Origin of the sequence: Paenibacillus sp. VMFN-D1, from assembly GCF_003386155.1 — a bacterium.
GTDB classification, from domain to species: domain Bacteria; phylum Bacillota; class Bacilli; order Paenibacillales; family Paenibacillaceae; genus Paenibacillus_AQ; species Paenibacillus_AQ favisporus.
Genome location: NZ_QRDU01000011.1, coordinates 1 through 18,904, shown reverse-complemented (window position 1 = coordinate 18,904; position 18,904 = coordinate 1). Strand labels below are relative to the sequence as shown.

The 18,904-nt window shown below is 50.7% G+C and carries 20 protein-coding genes, 1 tRNA gene, 2 rRNA genes and 2 riboswitches; of the genes, 7 read left to right on the top strand and 16 right to left on the bottom strand.

The window, feature by feature from the left end; all coding sequences use genetic code 11:
• Positions 1-146 precede the first annotated feature (146 nt).
• A riboswitch (cyclic di-AMP (ydaO/yuaA leader) is annotated at positions 147-284 on the top strand.
• 4 nt (positions 285-288) lie between these two features.
• The 4 genes from C7820_RS32670 (at position 289) to C7820_RS32655 (ending at position 3,001) form a co-directional block, all read left to right on the top strand.
• Positions 289-756, top strand: coding sequence for a C40 family peptidase (locus C7820_RS32670; RefSeq protein WP_116234514.1), 468 nt, complete (start codon positions 289-291; stop codon positions 754-756).
• 376 nt (positions 757-1,132) lie between these two features.
• Positions 1,133-1,272, top strand: a riboswitch (cyclic di-AMP (ydaO/yuaA leader).
• A gap of 3 nt (positions 1,273-1,275) precedes the next feature.
• Positions 1,276-1,767, top strand: a complete 492-nt coding sequence (locus C7820_RS32665; RefSeq protein WP_373309650.1) for a C40 family peptidase — start codon at positions 1,276-1,278, stop codon at positions 1,765-1,767.
• Between the two features lie 221 nt (positions 1,768-1,988).
• On the top strand, positions 1,989-2,477 hold the full coding sequence (locus tag C7820_RS32660) for a GNAT family N-acetyltransferase (RefSeq protein WP_116234513.1): 489 nt from the start codon (positions 1,989-1,991) through the stop codon (positions 2,475-2,477).
• A 164-nt stretch (positions 2,478-2,641) separates the two neighbouring features.
• On the top strand, positions 2,642-3,001 hold the full coding sequence (locus C7820_RS32655; RefSeq protein ID WP_076176938.1) for a c-type cytochrome: 360 nt from the start codon (positions 2,642-2,644) through the stop codon (positions 2,999-3,001).
• Positions 3,002-3,084: 83 nt separating this feature from the next.
• Here the strand turns inward: C7820_RS32655 and C7820_RS32650 are convergent, their stop codons facing one another.
• Positions 3,085-3,390 carry a 4a-hydroxytetrahydrobiopterin dehydratase gene (locus C7820_RS32650; protein WP_116234512.1) on the bottom strand — a complete coding sequence of 102 codons (306 nt, stop codon included), beginning with the start codon at positions 3,388-3,390 and terminating at the stop codon, positions 3,085-3,087.
• A gap of 186 nt (positions 3,391-3,576) precedes the next feature.
• Positions 3,577-3,870: a hypothetical protein gene (locus C7820_RS32645; RefSeq protein ID WP_076176936.1), complete on the bottom strand. Its 294-nt coding sequence runs from the start codon at positions 3,868-3,870 to the stop codon at positions 3,577-3,579.
• Between the two features lie 346 nt (positions 3,871-4,216).
• On the opposite strand from C7820_RS32645, the gene motA reads away from it, so the two are divergent.
• Together motA and motB are read left to right on the top strand one after the other, a co-directional pair.
• Positions 4,217-5,017 carry a flagellar motor stator protein MotA gene (gene motA / locus C7820_RS32640; protein ID WP_076176935.1) on the top strand — a complete coding sequence of 267 codons (801 nt, stop codon included), beginning with the start codon at positions 4,217-4,219 and terminating at the stop codon, positions 5,015-5,017.
• Positions 5,001-5,816, top strand: coding sequence for a flagellar motor protein MotB (motB, locus tag C7820_RS32635; RefSeq protein ID WP_116234511.1), 816 nt, complete (start codon positions 5,001-5,003; stop codon positions 5,814-5,816). The genes motA and motB overlap by 17 nt, the downstream gene beginning before the upstream one ends.
• Positions 5,817-5,964: 148 nt before the next feature.
• On the opposite strand, the gene rluF is transcribed toward motB, so the two are convergent.
• Together rluF and C7820_RS32625 are read right to left on the bottom strand one after the other, a co-directional pair.
• Positions 5,965-6,669: a 23S rRNA pseudouridine(2604) synthase RluF gene (rluF, locus tag C7820_RS32630; RefSeq protein ID WP_116234510.1), complete on the bottom strand. Its 705-nt coding sequence runs from the start codon at positions 6,667-6,669 to the stop codon at positions 5,965-5,967.
• A 49-nt stretch (positions 6,670-6,718) separates the two neighbouring features.
• Entirely contained in the window at positions 6,719-9,019 is a 2,301-nt protein-coding gene (locus C7820_RS32625; protein WP_309545796.1) for an ATP-binding protein, read from the bottom strand.
• A gap of 286 nt (positions 9,020-9,305) precedes the next feature.
• On the opposite strand from C7820_RS32625, the gene tadA reads away from it, so the two are divergent.
• A complete protein-coding gene (gene tadA / locus C7820_RS32620; protein WP_256993036.1) occupies positions 9,306-9,812 on the top strand; it encodes a tRNA adenosine(34) deaminase TadA in 507 nt (168 codons plus the stop codon).
• Between the two features lie 61 nt (positions 9,813-9,873).
• Here the strand turns inward: tadA and C7820_RS32615 are convergent, their stop codons facing one another.
• The 12 genes from C7820_RS32615 to C7820_RS32565 form a co-directional block, all read right to left on the bottom strand.
• A complete protein-coding gene (locus C7820_RS32615) occupies positions 9,874-10,956 on the bottom strand; it encodes a hypothetical protein (protein ID WP_116234508.1) in 1,083 nt (360 codons plus the stop codon).
• A gap of 170 nt (positions 10,957-11,126) precedes the next feature.
• Positions 11,127-11,282, bottom strand: a complete 156-nt coding sequence (locus C7820_RS32610) for a small acid-soluble spore protein P (RefSeq protein ID WP_076176930.1) — start codon at positions 11,280-11,282, stop codon at positions 11,127-11,129.
• Between the two features lie 29 nt (positions 11,283-11,311).
• The gene (locus C7820_RS33640) at positions 11,312-11,488 is read right to left on the bottom strand and encodes a hypothetical protein (protein ID WP_181909266.1); all 177 of its coding nucleotides are present in this window, start codon (positions 11,486-11,488) and stop codon (positions 11,312-11,314) included.
• A gap of 16 nt (positions 11,489-11,504) precedes the next feature.
• Complete coding sequence (locus C7820_RS32605; protein ID WP_076176929.1) at positions 11,505-11,849, bottom strand: hypothetical protein; 345 nt, start codon at positions 11,847-11,849, stop codon at positions 11,505-11,507.
• Between the two features lie 130 nt (positions 11,850-11,979).
• A tRNA-Ser gene (locus C7820_RS32600) sits at positions 11,980-12,068 on the bottom strand.
• A 67-nt stretch (positions 12,069-12,135) separates the two neighbouring features.
• Positions 12,136-13,425, bottom strand: coding sequence for a serine--tRNA ligase (gene serS / locus C7820_RS32595; protein ID WP_089549444.1), 1,290 nt, complete (start codon positions 13,423-13,425; stop codon positions 12,136-12,138).
• Between the two features lie 224 nt (positions 13,426-13,649).
• Positions 13,650-14,228 (bottom strand): pyridoxal 5'-phosphate synthase glutaminase subunit PdxT, encoded by a 579-nt coding sequence (gene pdxT / locus C7820_RS32590; RefSeq protein WP_076176927.1) that lies wholly within the window; start codon positions 14,226-14,228, stop codon positions 13,650-13,652.
• Between the two features lie 19 nt (positions 14,229-14,247).
• Positions 14,248-15,129, bottom strand: coding sequence for a pyridoxal 5'-phosphate synthase lyase subunit PdxS (pdxS, locus tag C7820_RS32585; RefSeq protein WP_116234507.1), 882 nt, complete (start codon positions 15,127-15,129; stop codon positions 14,248-14,250).
• A gap of 117 nt (positions 15,130-15,246) precedes the next feature.
• The gene (locus C7820_RS32580; RefSeq protein WP_116234506.1) at positions 15,247-16,569 is read right to left on the bottom strand and encodes a D-alanyl-D-alanine carboxypeptidase family protein; all 1,323 of its coding nucleotides are present in this window, start codon (positions 16,567-16,569) and stop codon (positions 15,247-15,249) included.
• 223 nt (positions 16,570-16,792) lie between these two features.
• Complete coding sequence (guaB, locus tag C7820_RS32575; RefSeq protein WP_076176925.1) at positions 16,793-18,250, bottom strand: IMP dehydrogenase; 1,458 nt, start codon at positions 18,248-18,250, stop codon at positions 16,793-16,795.
• 381 nt (positions 18,251-18,631) lie between these two features.
• Positions 18,632-18,748, bottom strand: a 5S ribosomal RNA gene (gene rrf, locus C7820_RS32570).
• Between the two features lie 59 nt (positions 18,749-18,807).
• Positions 18,808-18,904, bottom strand: a 23S ribosomal RNA gene (locus C7820_RS32565); the annotation flags it as partial.

Here is an 18,904-nt window from a genome sequence, read left to right as displayed (position 1 = left end):
AATAATCCGAGTACGAACTTAGTAACAACTTTGTAATCTTTGCTGTAACGATTTTGACTTTGCTGTAACTGATTTCATCATTTGTCCGTTCATTTGATTGGTATGTACGATTATAGGTAACTTGTCAGCATGTCCATTTCCGGTGCAATCATCACGAGCCGAATTCCCGGGCACCAGGAAGCGGGGGATCCAATTTTGGGTGAATTGATCTCGCTACAGAGGGATCATAGGGGACCTTCTACCGAATCCTTAAGCTAACCTCGCAGGCATTGGAAGGGGTTTATTTTTTTGAAGAAGAAGTTGGCAGCCGCAGCGCTGGGCCTTACACTTGCGTTCTCCATGGGCACCGGCAGCGTATTTGCGGATTCATCTCTGAATCACATCGTTAACAACACGATCGGCGTTTCTTACAAAACCGGCGGAACAACTACGAACGGCTTCGATTGCTCCGGTTTTACCCGTTACGTGTACCAAAAGCTGGGGTTAACCCTCCCGCGTCAATCTGCTGCGCAGTATAAAACAGGTACCGCTGTTTCCAAAAGCCAGCTGAGAGCAGGAGACCTGGTTTTCTTTAACACTCTAGGCGCAGGCGTTTCCCATGTCGGCATTTACATCGGCAACGGAAAATTCGCACACGCGTCCTCTTCGAAAGGCGTTACCATCAGCAAACTGAGCCAAAGCTACTACGCCAACCGCTACGTTGGCGCCAAACGGGTCATGAGTACGGCCAAATACCAAGCTGCGGTTTACAATTGATTATCTCTCGAAAACAATGCATATCCAGAACAACCCGCGCCGCTGATTTTTGCCGAAATCGCCCCGCGGGTTTGTTGTTACTTATTAGACGTACGAACCACCCAAAAGGTAACAGCAATTCAAAAAAAATTTTTACATGAGTAAATCCACGGTTTTCTCCTGTTTTTTCCACCCTTGTCATTTCTTTTACCCACTCGTCCAACAAATAAACATCATTTCCTATAAATTTTCCTACAAATCTTCTTTTTCTGTTAGAAACAATTGCCAAAGTCCGATTCCTTTGTTACAATAGTCCCAGCGATAGTAACAACTTTGTAATCTTTACCTGACACAAAGTTGCGAACGAATAAGAAGTAACAGGGAATTATACATAGTGTAAAAGTTCATGCCGAATTTCCTCACACTAAGGAAAGCGGGGGAACCAGTTATGGGTGAATTGATCTTGCTTCAGAGGGATCATAGGGGGCCTTCTACCGAATCCTTAAGCTAACCTCGCAGGCGCCGGAAGGGGTATTTTACTTGAAGAAGAAGCTTGCAGCAGCAGTCATGAGTTTCGCCATCGTGCTCACGGTCGGCACAGGAAGCGCTTTCGCGGATTCCAAGATGGATAAAGTGATCGACAGTGCGATCGGAACCAAGTACAGAACGGGCGGAACCACAACAAGCGGATTTGACTGCTCGGGATTTACAATGTACGTATTTGATCAATTGGGCATCGATCTGCCCCATCAGTCTGGTTCCCAGTTCAGCATGGGTTCGGCCGTATCCCGCAGTGATCTGAGAGCAGGCGACTTGGTATTCTTTAATACATCGGGAGCCGGAGTATCCCATGTCGGAATTTACGTCGGCGACGGAAAATTCGCACATGCCTCCACTTCTCGCGGTGTGATCATCAGCTCTCTGAGCGACAGCTACTACGTCAACCGCTACGTTGGCGCCAAACGAATCATGAGTACGGATAAATACAAAACCGCCGCCGTCGATTCCGAGGACGTAGATGACGTCCAGTAATGCAGGTAAAGCAAGAGTACGAGATCCCGTAGAATGAGATTTTTGCCGAAATCTCCTTTTGCGGGATTTTTTGCGGACAGAAATGGGTAACCCTTCCATTCCCGCCCGCTACTCCTCATTTACCCCTCTATTCCGAAATTAAACAGATATCTGGGACAATCCGGAATATTTTTTCTCTAATGTTCAAATCCTACAGGGAGGTCTGGAAGGGAGATCTGCACATGAACCTCCAACATGAGAGCTTCATGATCGTCCCGATGACGCGGGAGCATGCTGAGGCCGTCTGCGGCTGGGTGTACGAACCTCCATACGATTTATACGGCTGGCTGCCGTGGGATCAGATGGAGGCGCTTGGCGTCGAATTTGGTGATCCTGAGGTGAGGCAAAGCCAATATGTGTCCGTCCTGGATGCTGAACATACCTTGTGCGGGTTCGCGCAGTTCTTTCCCTTGGCAGGCGTGACCCGGCTTGGTGTTGGCATGCGGCCTGATTTATGCGGCCAGGGGCTGGGTAAGAGCTTTATGCAGGCTGTGGTCGGCGCTGCCCGTGATAAACGGCCTGGGGACGAAATCGACCTTGAAGTGCATACATGGAATAAGCGGGCCATCCGGGCTTACCGGAAGTCGGGGTTTGTCATCGCTGATACCTACCCCAAGCTGACCCCAGAAGGTGAACAGCTGTTTCACTGTATGGTCTATGAAGGGATCTAACTTGAAAACTCCATCATCATAAAAATGGTACAAATTTGTGTATTTTTGGTGGCCCCAAGTTTGGATTCGTTTGCTTTTTTGACACAAACTATTTGATGTGATGGCTTGTTCCGTTATAATGAAGGAATGAAGAATGACAGTTTACATAGAAAGGACGAAAACGGATGCAAAAATGGATCATGAGCGGTGTATTAACGATCGCAGTGGTTATGGCAATTGTGCTCATGTTTACGCTTCCAGGCAAAGAGCAGGTGGCGGAAGAAGAGAAGCCGACCATGCCGGAAGTCACGATGGACGCCGCAGCGGCCGAAGCTGTGGTTAAAGACCAAGGCTGCATTAGCTGTCACGGGGATCAGCTTCAGGGTGCCGTAGGCCCGAACCTTCAAAAGATCGGAAGCCAACTGTCCGCTGAAGAGATTTACACCATTATCACTAAAGGTAAGGGCGGCATGCCATCCTTTAAAGACAAGTTGAAAGCTGAAGAGATCGCCAATGTGGCCCAGTGGTTGGCTGAGAAGAAATAACGGTTGTAACGCATACAGAAACACGCTTTGGAAGAACGGGACGTTCATCGCAAAGCGTGTTTTTATTTGCTGCATTATTCTCGTTACCTTTTTTCGCCGGAACGCATTTTTTCGAACAGTTCGTTAAATTGGTGAGCCTCCTTGACATCCAGGGACGTAATCCCGCCTTCATCCCATGAAGTCAAACGCAGCGTCACAGTTTTATAATCAATCGTAATAAAGGGGTGGTGGCCAAAAGCCTCTGAAATGGCCGCAACCTCATCCACAAAGGAAATGCCCTTCATGAAATTGGAGAAAACGTATTTGCGCACGATCCAGCGGCCCTCTTCAAGCTCCCAGCCTTCCAGCTTAGACAAATGCGTTTCTACTTCTTCTTGCGTATATACCATTCTTCCGTTCCTCCCTGAAACCTAACATCCCCGAGGTTCACCAGGATGTGTCATTAATATATGCTCGGGCGAAAAACCTTTACCCATTGTATTCAACCCTGAATGTAATCATGCTTCTCCAAGGAGAGTACATACGAATAATATCTTACCATGGACGGGTTTAAAAAATCCATCCGGCCCCAGGGACTATATCAGTGAGACTACGGTCAGCTCCTCGTCTCCGATCAAGAGGTTGATCCGGTGATGGTCCTTGTCATACATCACGACACCGCTTCCAACAGTAATGACAGGTTCGGCTCCCAGCGCATAGAACAAATCCTCCGCCAGCGCCTCATGCACCTCACGTTTCTCTTCGATGCCCAGCTGCATCCAATCCTGCTCCGCCATTTCAAAAAATAAATAACTGTCCGGAATTTCCCCGACAGCTGCCGTCAAATCGGTCAATATGCCGTCATAGTCACGACCATGCTTAACACCCATGCCGTTCCCTCCAATATCGAAGTTTAGTTACTCATACGATCCATAAGCGATTATTGTGAATGGTGAATGCCCTGCTCCATGCGCCCCTGGGTCGGGGCATCAAGTGGGCCATTCGTCACCCGTTTGTGCTGTGATTATTCCCTTCAGGGTATGGTGCTCCGACTTGATTTTGTAGGACAGATGAACCTTGTCATTTCATTATACCGGAAAATATCCCTTAAAAAAAAAGAGAATGGTGTCGATAAATAATATAAACCGTTTTTTGTGAAAGCGACCATGTTGCATGGATGTAAACGCGGTCGATTCCGAAAGGATTCAATTCTATTTCTCATGGATGAGGTGTGCAATGGAAATTTCAACGATTGTTGGCCTGATACTCGGTGTGGTTGCAGTCCTAGTCGGCATGGTGCTGAAGGGTGCCCCGATCGTCAGCCTGCTGACGCCCGCCGCTTATGTCATTATTCTCGCCGGAACCGCCGCTACGCTGTTTATTGGCTTTCCGATGTCTGAGATCAAAAAGTTCCCGAAGCTGTTAAAAATGACCTTCGTCAAACAAAAGCTCATGCAGCGTCAAGAGCTCATCACCCTGTTCATGGAGTGGGCCTCCATTACCCGCCGGGAAGGCCTCCTCGCTCTGGAGACCAAGGTCGAAGAAATCGACGACGCCTTCCTGCGCAACGGTATGCGCATGATTATCGACGGTAACGACCAGGAGTTCGTCCGCGACGTCTTGATGGAAGATATTGCGGCGACGGAAGAGCGTCACCGTGCAGGTGCCCTGCTCTTCTCCCAAGCCGGTATGTATGCTCCTTCCCTCGGGGTGCTTGGTGCCGTCGTCGGCCTGATCGCCGCCCTGACCAAGATGGAGAATATGGCCGAGCTGGCCCACGCGATTGGCGCTGCCTTTATTGCGACGCTGCTCGGTATTTTTACCGGTTACGTCCTGTGGCACCCGATCGCCAATAAGCTGAAACGCCTGTCCAAAAAAGAAGTGGAGCTCAAGCTCATGATGGTGGAAGGACTGCTGTCCATTCAATCCGGTGTATCCACCATTGCGATCAGCCAGAAGCTATCCGTCTTCTTAACCCCTTCCGAGCGCGCTCAAATGAATGAGAAGGAGGATGGTTCAGGTGGCCAAGAAGACTAGACATGAACCACATGAGGAGCATGCCGACGAATCCTGGCTTCTCCCCTATGCCGACCTGCTGACACTGCTGCTGGCCCTGTTCATCGTTCTCTATTCCATGAGCGCCACGGACGCCAAGAAATTTGAGGAAATGAGCCAGGCCTTCAACAATGCCCTCAGCACCGGAAACGGCGTGCTCAACTTCAGATCCAATATGCCGATGGATAAAAATATGGACCAGGGCAAAAAAGACTCCCAAGAGAGCATCGTCACGAATAACAATGACAAGAAACAGAAAGCCCAGCTGGCCAAGCAGGAACAGGAAGACCTGGAGAAGCTGAAGCAGCAGCTGGACCAATATATCAAGACGAACGGCCTGACGAACCAGCTGGATACCAAACTGAACCAATCGCAGCTTACGATCACGATCAGCGACAACGCCCTGTTTGCTTCAGGCAGCGCTCAGGTGAAGCCTGAGTCACGCCAGCTGGCGCTCGCCATCAGCAGCATGCTGCAGCAGTTCCCGACGTATGACGTCGTCGTGTCCGGCCATACGGACAATATGCCGATCTCGAACAGCGAGTACGCGTCCAACTGGGACCTGAGCTCCAACCGGGCGCTGAACTTCCTGAAGATTCTGCTCACCAACAAGCAGCTCGACCCGGCCAAGTTCACCTCCACCGCCTTCGGCGAGTTCCGGCCCGTGGCCTCCAACGATACCGCTGCCGGCCGTGCTAAAAATCGCCGCGTCGAGGTATCCATCATCCGGAAGTACCAGAATATCAGCGAGCAAATCCCGGTAACGACGAATAAAAAATAGCATAACGATAACTAATGGACAGGCTGTTCCCTTTGGATAAAGGGAGCAGCCTTTTTGATAGTAGACGGCACATGTCTCAGGGAATGGGCTTCCGGCCTTTTATAATAGGTTAAGGCCCTCACCCTGTATCAGGCCTCTTGGCCCCTCTCTACCCGAGGCGGTAATTCAGCAGCTGTCCGAGCTCTTCTTTTTCCTGCGACGTTAAATCCCGCCATTTCCCTTTGCCCAGGGATCCCAGGTGGATATTCATAATCCGGATCCGCTGCAGTCTGCGCACCTCGTAGCCGAAGGCGCTGCACATCCGGCGGATTTGCCGGTTTTTCCCCTCGGTCAGAATGATCTTGAACACCCGCTCCGAGATCCGCGTCACCTTGCAGGGAAGGGTCATTTCACCCAAAATCTTCACCCCGCTGGCCATGCCTGTTAAAAAGGACGGCGTAACCGGCTTGTCTACCGTGACGATGTACTCCTTCTCATGCTTGCCTTCGGCCCGCAGTATTTTATTGACGATGTCGCCATCACTCGTCAGAAGGATGAGCCCCTCAGAATCTTTATCCAGCCGGCCGATCGGAAAAATCCGCTCCGAATGGCCAACGAAGTCCACAATGTTGCCCTTGATATGCTGCTCCGTCGTACTGGTGATCCCAACCGGTTTATTCAGCGCAATATAGACATGGGTCTCCTTCTTCGCCTGCAGGGGCCGGCCGTTGACGCGGACGTCGTCCCCTTCCTCCGCCTGGCTGCCCAGCACCGCCTGAACGCCGTTGATCGTCACCTTCCCGCTCTCTACCAGCTTATCCGCTTCACGCCGGGAACAATACCCGGTCTCACTGATATATTTGTTAATTCTCAAAGCTTATAACCCCATCTCATTTATGGTTTACCCCGGACAAAAGTGCGGATCATTCCCGTTCCGGTCCTTCCCCATGCTCCGGTCGTGCCGCCGGCAGCGTTAACGTAACCTGAGTGCCCTTGTTAACGGCGCTCTCGATCTGAAGTGATCCTTTATGGCCCTCCACAATCCGCTGGCTGACCATCAGGCCAAGGCCTGTCCCATTTTCCTTGTTGGTAAAAAAGGGTTCTCCCACCTTCTCCATCTGGTGCTCAGGAATCCCTACGCCTTCATCCGTAATCGTAATCCCGAGGTGGTCCGGGTCCGGCCGGAACAGTTCGATATGGATGACGCCGCCTTCAGGCATCGCCTCCATGGCGTTTTTCAGCAAATTGATAAAGACCTGCTTCAGCTGGTTCTCCTCGCAGTGAACGTCCGTCTCGGCTGTCTGGGAGGACATCACGAACTCAATACCGTGCAGATTGGCCTGACTGCTCAGCAGCGACAGCACATCCTCTAAAATATCACGAACATTTTTATTTCGGAAGTGCACAGCCTGGGGTTTGGCCAAAATTAAAAATTCGCTCACGATCAGATTGATTCTCTCCAGCTCAGACAGCATGATCTGGTTGTGCTTCGGATCGACTCGGTTGTTATACTCCTGCAGCTGCAGGAATCCCCGCAGCGTCGTGAGCGGGTTGCGGATCTCATGCGCCACCCCGGCCGCCAACTGCCCGACCGTGGTCAGCTTCTCGGACCGGCGGAGCAGCTCGTCCATCCGGTTGCGTTCCGTCATGTCTCTTGAGATGCTGATGAACGATACGACCTTTCCTTCCGGATCCCTGACCGCGGACGTGCTGATGCTGACCTCCACAGGGGTCCCGTCCTTCCTGATTCGGACTGTTTCTACTGCCGGCAGCTGTTCGCCCTGCATTAAAGCGTCGAGCCTTGCCTGCACTTCCCCCTCCAAATGGCCGGGAACCAGGTTGATCCGCTTACCGACCACTTCATCGCTTGACCAGCCGTACAGCTTTTCAAAAGCTTGATTGACCTGAAGGATATTCCCCTCAAGGTCCGTCGTATGAATCGCATCCGCCGTCTGCTGGATGACAGACTCCAGATGCTCTTTCACCGAGCGGTTCTCTTCCACGGCCTGCTTGAGCTGGTCGGTATAGCTGCTCAGATTATCGGTCATCGTGTTGATTTTGGCGGCAAGCAATCCGAGCTCATCCTTGCTGTTGATGACGAGCGGCGTATCAAAGCGCCCCTGGGCGACGTTTTTCACTTTACCCAGAATCGCATCGATCGGCCGAATGAAATATCCGGCCTGCTTATAGCTTACAATGACGAATAAAATCAACAGAAAGGCCGAAATCGATATATAAGAGACAAGCTGCTTCTGCAATACCTTGGATATTTGCGCATAATCCATGACGATGCTGATGATGTAGGATGCCTGAGACGCACTGTTCACAGGGATAAAGCTCTTTAACAGCTTTTTACCATCGATGCGCGTTTCATAAACGACATTCGCTCCTGTCTGTGCCGCCTTCTCCACAGCCTGGTTGTCGTTTTCGAGGTCGATATATGTATAGGTACCGTAGCGTATCGGCCGATTATGCAGCTTAGTCTTATCATGGACATATCCTTGTCCGGACATTCGGACGCCCGCAAAGGTCTGCGGATTGATGCAGCTGATTTCAAGAATCTCCCCATTGATTTTCTTCGTTTTGTCGAGCACCTCCTCCGGACTCGGGATATGGGTGCCGATCTGATGGAGGGAATCGGTGCGAATATACGGATCAATGATATAGTTACGTTTGGCGTCATAATAATAACCCCATTTGTCGATCACGTTCGGCTTGGAGTTCGAATATTCAAACGGTCCGGTCCAAAAATGGTCGGCAGCCGCTCCGTACGGAATCGTTACGCGTTCTTGCTCGAAGAGCTGCTTAAACGCCTTATACCAGTATCCCCAGTCTTTGGTGGAGAGACCGAGCTCAGCAGGTTCCGAGGACTTGGCAATGATAATATCATCACCGGTTCGGACTAGCAGGGCGATATGGGTGACTCCCACCTGCTTGCTCAGCTTGGCCAGCTGCTCGTTCGTAATGTTCTGGATATCCGGGTCCAGCTCTTTGGCAGCCAATTTGGCAGCCACATGCAGAAGCTCCCCGATCTGGCGTTCGACCATGCCGGCGCTCTCCTGGCTCTGCTCAATGGAAGCGGCCACCTGCCTGGCTGCCAGCATCATTTTGCGTTCGCTTTCCCGGCGTAAACTGGCTTGCGTTGTGTACAAACTAAGAATAATATTTAAAAGTAAAATCAGACAGAGTGAACCGGCCATGGTGAGGGACAGTTTCTTCTTCATTGACACATCGGGTCACCTCTAATCTTGCCTTGGCGATAATTGGAATAATCTATTCCATCATACTCTGTAGGCCGATATTTGAAAAGCTTGTCGAAAATGATCGGCTTAACTCGAAATAACGCAGCATGTCCACAACTTATCAACATATTCACAGCACCATTTAATAAATTGGGGATAATTCTGTGCGTAATCAAATAGTTATCCACAATTTTATGCACAGCATGTTAACAATAGAATGCTTGTTCGCTGAATAAGCCGAAATTCGGTATAGGGAGGCACTTTTACGTTGGAAAATCAAACAAAACATCCGCTTCATGTGGATGAGTCTGTGGATAATGACCGTCATGAACACTGGATGCGCGAGGCGATCCACCAAGCCAAATTGGCGGAGGAGTTGGGGGAGGTGCCGATCGGCGCGGTCATCGTCCGTAACGGGGAAATCATCGGGCGGGGCTATAACTTAAGGGAGACGTCCCAGGACGCGACCGCCCACGCCGAGATTGTCGCCATCCGGGAAGCCAGTATCGCCGTACAATCGTGGCGCCTGCTGGACTGCACGCTATACGTCACGCTGGAGCCGTGTCCGATGTGCTCCGGCGCGATCGTCCAGTCCCGCATCCCGCGGGTCGTCTACGGCACCTACGATCCCAAGGCGGGGTGCGCCGGGACGCTGATGAACCTGCTGCAGGAGCCGCGCTTCAACCACCGCACCGAGGTCATTGCCGATGTGCTGCAAGAGGAATGCGCCGGGCTGCTGACCCAGTTTTTCCGTAAGCTGCGCGGCAAAGCCTGACAAAAACAAACAGCCCGGCCAGTAACCCTGGCCGGGCTGTTGTGATTCGTACGGGGCTTGCTTAGTAAGCCGTAGCTCCCATTTTCTCCTGAAGCTGCTCCATCGTAATAACATCCGCTTCTTTTGGAATGCCGATGCTGAAGGTTTGCTTCTCATTGATCTTGCTGTATTGGCTCGTCGCCTCAAGCGACAGCTTCATGTTGTCCTTCGTTTCCGGATCGTTCATTTCCACGTTCATAACAGCACCCTGATAAGCAGGGAAGTTATCTTTATTGATGGCCGTGTTGACTTCGAACTGGTTAACTTTCAGGTAGTTCTTCAGATCGTTCAGACCTTTGCTGATTTCATCCTTGCTGTCGGTCGAGTTCAGATCCTTCTTCATTTGGTCGATATCTTCCTGGTTGACGCCAAGCATCTCACGGTACTCATCCTTGCTGATAATATCAAGGATTTTCGGCAGCGCCTTGTTCACCAGAATGTCAGCCGCTTCTTTCACGCTGTCATTGGTTACATAGAATTGAACGACCTGCTTGGCATCCACGCCATCCGGGAGGTTCGCGTCTTTAACTGCAACATCTTTGAAATATTTCTTACCATCATATTCGGTAAACAGAGTATTCATAATTTCGCCGGCGAGCTTCTTCGTCTTTTCGGGATTCATCATGTCGGGGTTAAAGGACGTTCCCTGCTGTTCCGCCAGCTCTTTCATATCGAGTACCAGGAATTTACCTACAACGTCTTCAGGCAGTGGCAGCATCGGAATGCTAGGCACTTTGACGTACAATTTATCTTGGGTCATTACCATCGGAATGTTAAAGCTCATGGACATGTCGCCCTTCAGGTTAATTCCGAGCGTCATCTCCGTTTGTTGTGGATCGTTCTGATATACCCCATCGATCGTCAATTCCGCATTTTTCAGCATGCTCATCACTTGGCTGGCTGCGGCGTTATCAGCACTTGCACTGGTAACCTGCAGATCTTTAATCGTTACCTTGCTCTTCATTTCGTACGATGTCATTTTCATCGCGTTGACGGCCGAAGCCTCCAGCGCTTCCTTCGGTTCCTTCTTGCTGCTGCAGCCTGCAAGCACCACGGTCATTGCCAAGACCAGCGTAAGAATCAGGGCTGCCCATTTCTTCTTCATCACAATCTCTCTCTCCTCTCGTCTCTAAAAAGCAAAAAAATACCCCTTGTAATCATAAACGATATCGTCCGTTACCGGAACCCTTTTTTGGAAATCTTTTGGTGAATTTTCATTTTTAACGCAAAAAAAGACATCCTGGCTATTAGCCGGATGCCTTTTTAGACGGGACCTTAGGACCCTTCTCTATTCAAATGACTAACATGATTCCGATTCTTGACCTTCTTCGATCCGGACAACGGCTCCTGCATGCCGGACCGCTCCCGGTCCCGGTTACGCGGCTGCTGCTCTTGCGCTTCAGGTACCGGAACAGCGTTTGGTTTACTCATCGGCGATTCCCCCTGTATACATTAGAATATTAAGAATGCGGATGCTCCAGGTCGATCGTGTGCTGATGATTGATTTCCTGTTCATGCCTGCGATCATTTCGCTTCTGCTGCAACTGATTTGCCTGATGGCTGTTCACTGCCGTTTGATCTAAATCCTCGACGACATTGCTGAGATTTTTGTCGACACCCGGTTTGGCTTTGGTCATCGTTGTCCCTCTCTTCTTAAGAGTGATGCGTCAAATCGTGAAGGGCTTGGGCGCACTCGTGAATTTGGCGGGTGTAATCCTGTGCCATATTCTGAATGACATCCGTGCGTTCGTCTACCGTGCGTCCTTCGCGTTCTACATCCACCAGATCCACTTTAACCTCCCGCGTATCCACGTAGGAGCACTGGAAGTCGAATGAATACTTCGACCGTCCCGCGGTATCGATATGGATCCGCAGCGCCTGGGGATTTGCCTCGTCGGCAAACACCTGTGCCTGGTCGGATGAGTCAAGCGTTTGAGGAAGCTGGGATTGCCAAGCTTGGACCAATTTGTTTTGGTTCAATTCAAAGTCTCGGTTCATGATTGAACACCTCCCCTGCCTTTGTTAATGTGCGGAGGATGCGCTCTTTTTATGCGATAACGCCGTTTGGCAAAAACAAAAAAAGCCGCTCCTGCATAAGCAGAATCGGCTTTGTCATTGGTTGTTTAAATGGCGGAGGGGATGGGATTCGAACCCATGTGGACTTGCGCCCTAACGGTTTTCAAGACCGCCCCGTTATGACCGCTTCGGTACCCCTCCACGTGGAAAATACATCAGTGTCACGCAACGCGTAACAAAAATATATTACCACAGTTTAATGCTAATATCAACCCTGGCTTTTAGGGACAATAACTTTAACATTGCCCATATAAGGCTGAAGCACATCCGGAACGACCACGCTGCCGTCCGCCTGCTGATAATTCTCCAGAATGGCCGCCACGGTCCGTCCTACGGCAAGTGCCGATCCATTCAAGGTATGCACAAACTCAGGCTTGGCCTTAGGCTCAGGACGGAAACGGATATTAGCACGCCGTGCCTGGAAGTCCTCTGTATTCGAGCAAGAGGAAATTTCCCGGTACGCTCCGCTCTCAGGCAGCCAAACTTCCAGGTCGTACGTTTTTGCCGCCGAGAAGCCCATATCTCCTGTGCTGAGCGCCATCACGCGATACGGCAGCTTCAGCAGCTGCAGAACGCGCTCCGCATTTGCCGTCATTTTCTCAAGCTCTTCATAAGAGGAATCCGGGTGCACAAGCTTCACCAGTTCCACTTTATTGAATTGATGCTGGCGGATCAAGCCACGTGTATCACGTCCGGCCGAACCGGCCTCCGAACGGAAGCAGGAGCTGTAAGCCACGAAATGCTTCGGCAGATCCTCCACCGATAAAATTTCATCACGGTAATAGTTGGTCACCGGCACTTCAGCGGTCGGGATCAAATAGTAGTCCGTGTCACGGATTTTAAACAGATCCTCTTCAAACTTCGGAAGCTGTCCGGTCCCGCGCAGGCTGTCCCCATTGACGATATAAGGCGGAAGCATTTCTTCGTAGCCATGCTCGCTGCTGTGCAAATCCATCATAAAGTTGATGAGCGCACGCTCCAGACGGGCACCGAGCCCCTTGTAGAACGTAAACCGCGAACCTGTAACCTTGGCTGCCGCTTCAAAATCAAGAATGCCCAGGTCCTGGGCCAGATCCCAGTGGGCTTTTGGCGTAAAATCAAACGTTGTCGGTTCCGACCACCGGCGCAGCTCCACATTGTCTTCTTCGGACTGGCCGACCGGTACCGATTCGTGCGGAATATTCGGAATGGCCATCGTGAGATCAGAAATAGACGCCTCCAGTTCGCGCACTTCCTCGTCCATCGCTTTGATCTGATCGGAAACCTGACGCATTTCCAGAATAAGCTCGTCGGCGTTCTCCCCGTTCTTTTTGCGCTTGGCTACTTCACCGGAAACGGTGTTGCGGCGGTTTTTCAGCGCCTCGCTCTCCTGCAGCAGCTCCCGGCGGCGGGTATCCAGCTCGGGAAATCCGGCGATCAAATCCAGCGACTTGTTCCGGTTTTTGAGCGCCTGCTCCACTCTAGCGAAATCACCGCGTAATATTTTCACATCCAACATTGGACAATTCCTCCTAAAAAGAAAAACGTCTTATGCGACGTACTTCCATGATGAGACCTGCGTGAATCAAAAAACAACCCTGACCCCTTGAAGGTATCCTCGGACCGCAGCTCAGGCCGCCAACCGAGGAATACCTTTTACCTAAAGCTTACCCATGAGGCAGCGTTTAGATATCATCAAAAGAGTCAAGGTGTCATCGTGTTACCATCGTTTATCCTGCTGATTTAAGACGCTTGACTGGCTTTTACCATATCCACAAAATACTGATGGAGCCGGTAATCATCCGTCAGTTCGGGGTGGAACGAAGAGGCGAGCAAATGGCCCTCTCGCGCGGTCACAATCTCGTCGTTATAGGAGGACAGTACGTCGACTCCATCGCCCACACTGCGGATCAGAGGAGCACGGATAAAGACGGCACGAACCGGCTCCTCAATCCCCTTGACGTCCAAATCTGTTTCAAAGCTCTCCCGTTGACGCCCAAAAGCATTGCGCGCTACGGTGATATTCATCAGCCCCAAGTGGGGCTCTTCCTGACCTTCGATGGACTTCGCCAGTACGATCAATCCGGCACAGGTGCCAAAAATCGGCTTGCCTGCATCCGAAAATTGGCGAATCGCTTCAATAAACCCGTATTTCCGCATCAGCTTGCCGATGGTCGTACTTTCGCCGCCAGGAATAATCAGGCCCTGAACTTGCTCCAGTTCCTCTACCTTTTTAATGGCGATACCTTCAGCGCCGGCCAGCTCGATGCTGCGAATATGCTCTGCTACGGCACCCTGAAGCGCCAGTACCCCGATTTTCATATGTCCAGCCTTCTCTCTCTTACCAGCCGCGGTCCGACATCCGCTCAGACGGGCTCAGCTTCGAAATCTCAATGCCTTTCATTGGCGCACCCAGGTTTTTGGATACTTCGGCAATCAGCTTGTAGTCTTGGTAATGCGTTGTTGCTTCCACGATCGCGCGGGCAAACTTCTCTGGATTATCGGATTTGAAAATACCCGATCCCACGAATACCCCGTCGGCTCCCAAATGCATCATCAGCGCCGCGTCGGCTGGGGTAGCCACGCCGCCCGCAGCAAAGTTAACGACAGGCAGCTTGCCGCTCTCGTGCACACCAAGCAGAAGGTCGTATGGTACGCCAAGGTTTTTCGCTTCGGCAAACAGCTCGTCCTTCGACATACTTTGCACTTTACGGATTTGACTGTTGATCAGGCGCATATGACGAACGGCTTCAACAATGTTGCCTGTTCCCGGCTCGCCTTTCGTACGGATCATCGACGCGCCTTCGCCGATGCGGCGCAGCGCTTCTCCCAGGTCTTTGGCGCCGCAAACAAACGGCACGGTGAAGTCCCATTTGTCGATATGAAATACTTCATCGGCAGGCGTCAGAACTTCGCTCTCGTCGAGGTAGTCGACGCCGAGGGATTCAAGCACTTTCGCTTCCACATAATGACCGATACGGGCTTTCGCCATAACCGGAATCGATACGACTTTCATAACCTCTTCTACGATCGTAGGGTCAGCCATACGCGCTACACCGCCGGCAGCACGAATATCCGAAGGAACGCGTTCCAATGCCATAACGGCAGTTGCGCCCGCAGCTTCAGCGATCTTTGCCTGTTCGGCATTCATGACGTCCATGATGACGCCGCCTTTTTGCATTTCAGCCATACCTCTTTTAACTCTCGAAGTTCCCGTTTCCAATGGTTTACGCCTCCCGAAATATATATCATGTAATCCGCCCTTGCCTATGAATGGCAGGATGGTTGCATACTCTGCAGAGCTGCTTTGGTGGACTAAAGCAAAAATCTTATATTGATCTTAAAAAAGATTTTTGATTCCGTCAAATAAATCACCAAACATTTCCTTAATGGCGCGGAAGAACAGGCGCAGCCAGCTGCCCTTCTCCACTTCGTCCGATGTGATCAAATTGACGGTTTTCGTCTGAGGCTTCTCAATCCCATCTGCTTTATAGGTATATGTGATGGTGCCGACCTTGGTTCCCTGCTTGATCGGAGCCACAAGCTTGTCCGCCGGCTCAAGCTGAGTTTTGAAGGTAACGCCTTTGGCATCGGAGCCTTTAGGTACCATAAAGGAGACGGGGGCATCCGTTACGACACCGACCGAAGTTTTGACGCCTTTTTTGACCTCAACGGAGTCCAGACCTTCAACCTTGGATTTGCCGGCCACGGCCTGCTTGATCTCAAAGTTGTTGAAGCCGTAATCAAGCACCTTGCGGGTCTCGGTAAAGCGCTGTGCTTCCGATTTCGTTCCCATGACGACGCTGATCAGGCGCATCCCATCGCGTTCGGCCGTTCCCGTAAAGCAGTTGCCGGCGTTATTGGTATGACCCGTCTTAAGGCCGTCCAACCCCGGGTAGGCGTAAGCCTTAAAGTTCGGAATATCCTTATTCGCTTCAAGCATCCAGTTCCAATTGATGATCGGATTTTTATCGCGCGGACGGAATTTATAAGATTGGATAGCCGTGAACTCAGCAAAATCCGGATGATCGAGAACGATATGCTTGCCCAGAATGGCAGCGTCCATCGCGGACATAACCGTCTCCCCTTCAGCCGTAGGGCGATACTTTTCAGGCATATCCGCACGGTCAAGCCCTGTGGAGTTGATAAAGTGAGCTGTCTTCATCCCGAACTTCTTGGCCGTTTCATTCATCAGCTTGACGAATTCCTGTTCAGACCCGGCTGCATATTCAGCCAGCGCTACGGTGGCATCATTCGCCGAGCCTACCGCCATCGCTATGTACAATTCCTTTACGGTATGTTGATCCCCTTCTGCCAGAAAAATACGCGAACCAATGGTTTTTTCCGCATTTTCCTTTACTGTTACGACATCGTCCCATTTAAACTTGCCCTTTTTGACCATATCCGTGATGAGATACTCGGTCATCATCTTGGTCATACTCGCTGGCGGCAGTGGTTGATCTGCGTTCACCGACAAGAGGACTTGCCCTGTCGTTGGTTCGATCAACACGGCGGATTTCACTTGAAGCTGCAAAGACGATACGCTTGGCACCTTGCTGGCCGTAGTAGTCGATGCGGTATTCGTAGTGGTCGTTGTTGCTGTTGTTCCCTCAGCCAAAGCCATGGCCGGTAGAGCGGACAGCATTAACATATTCAATAGCATAACCGAGGCTACGCTCTTTTTGACAAAGTGACGTTTGCGTTTGTGCGAAGATGGTTTCCCCAACTTGCTCCATTTCTTACTCAATGAATTGTTAACTCCCCTCTTGCCCTTAAATCTTACTTGTCTATTCTAACACAGGGTATACTGCAAAAAAAGACAGACAGGCCTAATTTAGGCCTGTCTGTACAAGAAGATGTTGGTTTTGTGCAAACCGTGTCGAATATTACAACGAGTAGTTTGGAGCTTCTTTCGTGATCTGCACGTCGTGCGGATGGCTCTCACGAAGACCCGCACCCGTGATGCGGATAAATTGGGTATCTTCACGCAGCTCCTGCAGGTTTTTCGTTCCGCAATAGCCCATACCCGAGCGGAGACCGCCGATCAATTGGTGAATCGTGTCGGACAAAGGACCTTTATAAGCGACGCGGCCCTCAATTCCTTCCGGAACGAGCTTCTTGTCGTCGTCCTGGAAGTAACGGTCCTTACTGCCTTGTTTCATGGCACTCATAGAGCCCATGCCGCGGTAAACCTTGTAGCGGCGGCCTTGGTAAATTTCCGATTCCCCAGGGCTCTCTTCCGTTCCCGCAAACAAGCTTCCCAGCATAACGGCATGGCCGCCGGCTGCAAGTGCTTTTGTAATTTCACCGGAGTATTTGATACCGCCGTCTGCGATGATCGGCACTCCGTATTCTTTGGCTACCGAAGCACAATCGTAAATTGCTGTGACTTGCGGCACGCCGATACCGGCAATAACGCGCGTCGTACAGATCGATCCCGGTCCGATACCGACTTTGACAACCGAAGCACCCGCCTCGATCAGGTCGCGTGTTGCCTCGCCCGTAGCCACGTTGCCTGCAATGATCGTAAGATCCGGGTACAAGCTGCGCAGATGGCGAACCGCATCCAAGATGTTGATATGATGGCCGTGCGCGGAATCGACGACGATGACGTCAACGCCAGCCTTGACCAGGGCTGCGGCCCGATCCAAACCATCCTTCGAAATACCGATTGCCGCGCCTACAAGCAGACGTCCTTGCGCATCTTTTGCCGCATTCGGAAACTGAATGGCTTTCTCAATATCTTTAATGGTAATAAGACCTTTTAATGTGTTGTTCTCATCAACCAGCGGCAGCTTTTCGATTTTGTGCTGCTGCAGAATGACTTCGGCTTCTTGAAGCGTCGTACCTACTGGGGCAGTTACCAAGTTTTCACGAGTCATCACTTCGGAGATCTTAATGCTGTAATCATGAACGAAGCGCAGGTCGCGGTTTGTAAGAATCCCGATCAGTTTGTTATGCTCGTCCACAATCGGAACACCCGAAATCCGGAATTTCGCCATGACCTGTTCTGCATCGGATACGAGATGATCGGCTGTCAGTGAGAAAGGATTGGTGATAACGCCGCTCTCGGAACGCTTAACCCGATCCACTTCCTCCGCTTGCTGTTCAACCGACATATTTTTGTGAATAATGCCGATGCCGCCTTCACGTGCAATCGCAATCGCCAGGGCAGCTTCCGTTACCGTGTCCATCCCTGCACTGATCAAAGGAATGTTCAGCTTAACCGAATCGCTTAATCTCGTGGACACATCGACTTCCTTCGGCAGCACTTCGGACTTCCGGGGTACCAGCAAAACATCGTCAAACGTAAATCCTTCTTTAGCAAATTTTTGTTCCCACACTTCGTAATTTCCCCCTCATTTGTCATGTAATTTATTTGTTAAAATCCTTATGCAACAAGGCTTGAAAATCGTTTCTGAAAATATATTATTGCCATCTTAGCAAAGCCCACTCGAAGCTGTCAAGGTAATCAGTCTGGTAAAAATGAGAGGAATCGCCCTTGTCTTGCAGGGGCAAATACATGTCCACTTGAAGCGGACAACATATGCAAAAGACACCCCATTGGTGGGATGTCCAAAATCGTTCGGGTTCATACATGAAACTAAGGAGGAACTACCCTTAGGTTGCCAGGCCCTGAATTGGATCAAAAATAGAACATTCCAATCCAAAGGTTTGAATAAAACAAAAAAACCACCGTTGATATTTATCAACAGTGGTTCTTCGCTTGGCAACGTCCTACTCTCCCAGGACCCTTCGGTCCAAGTACCATCGGCGCTGGAGGGCTTAACGGTCGTGTTCGGGATGGGTACGCGTGGAACCCCTCCGCTATCGCCACCAAACGTTCAAGTGTTTGATCACTTGAAAACTAGATACGAAACGAATCTACATTTTATATTTATTGGATAAGCCCTCGACCGATTAGTATTGGTCAGCTCCATGCATTGCTGCACTTCCACCTCCAACCTATCTACCTCGTCGTCTACAAGGGGTCTTAC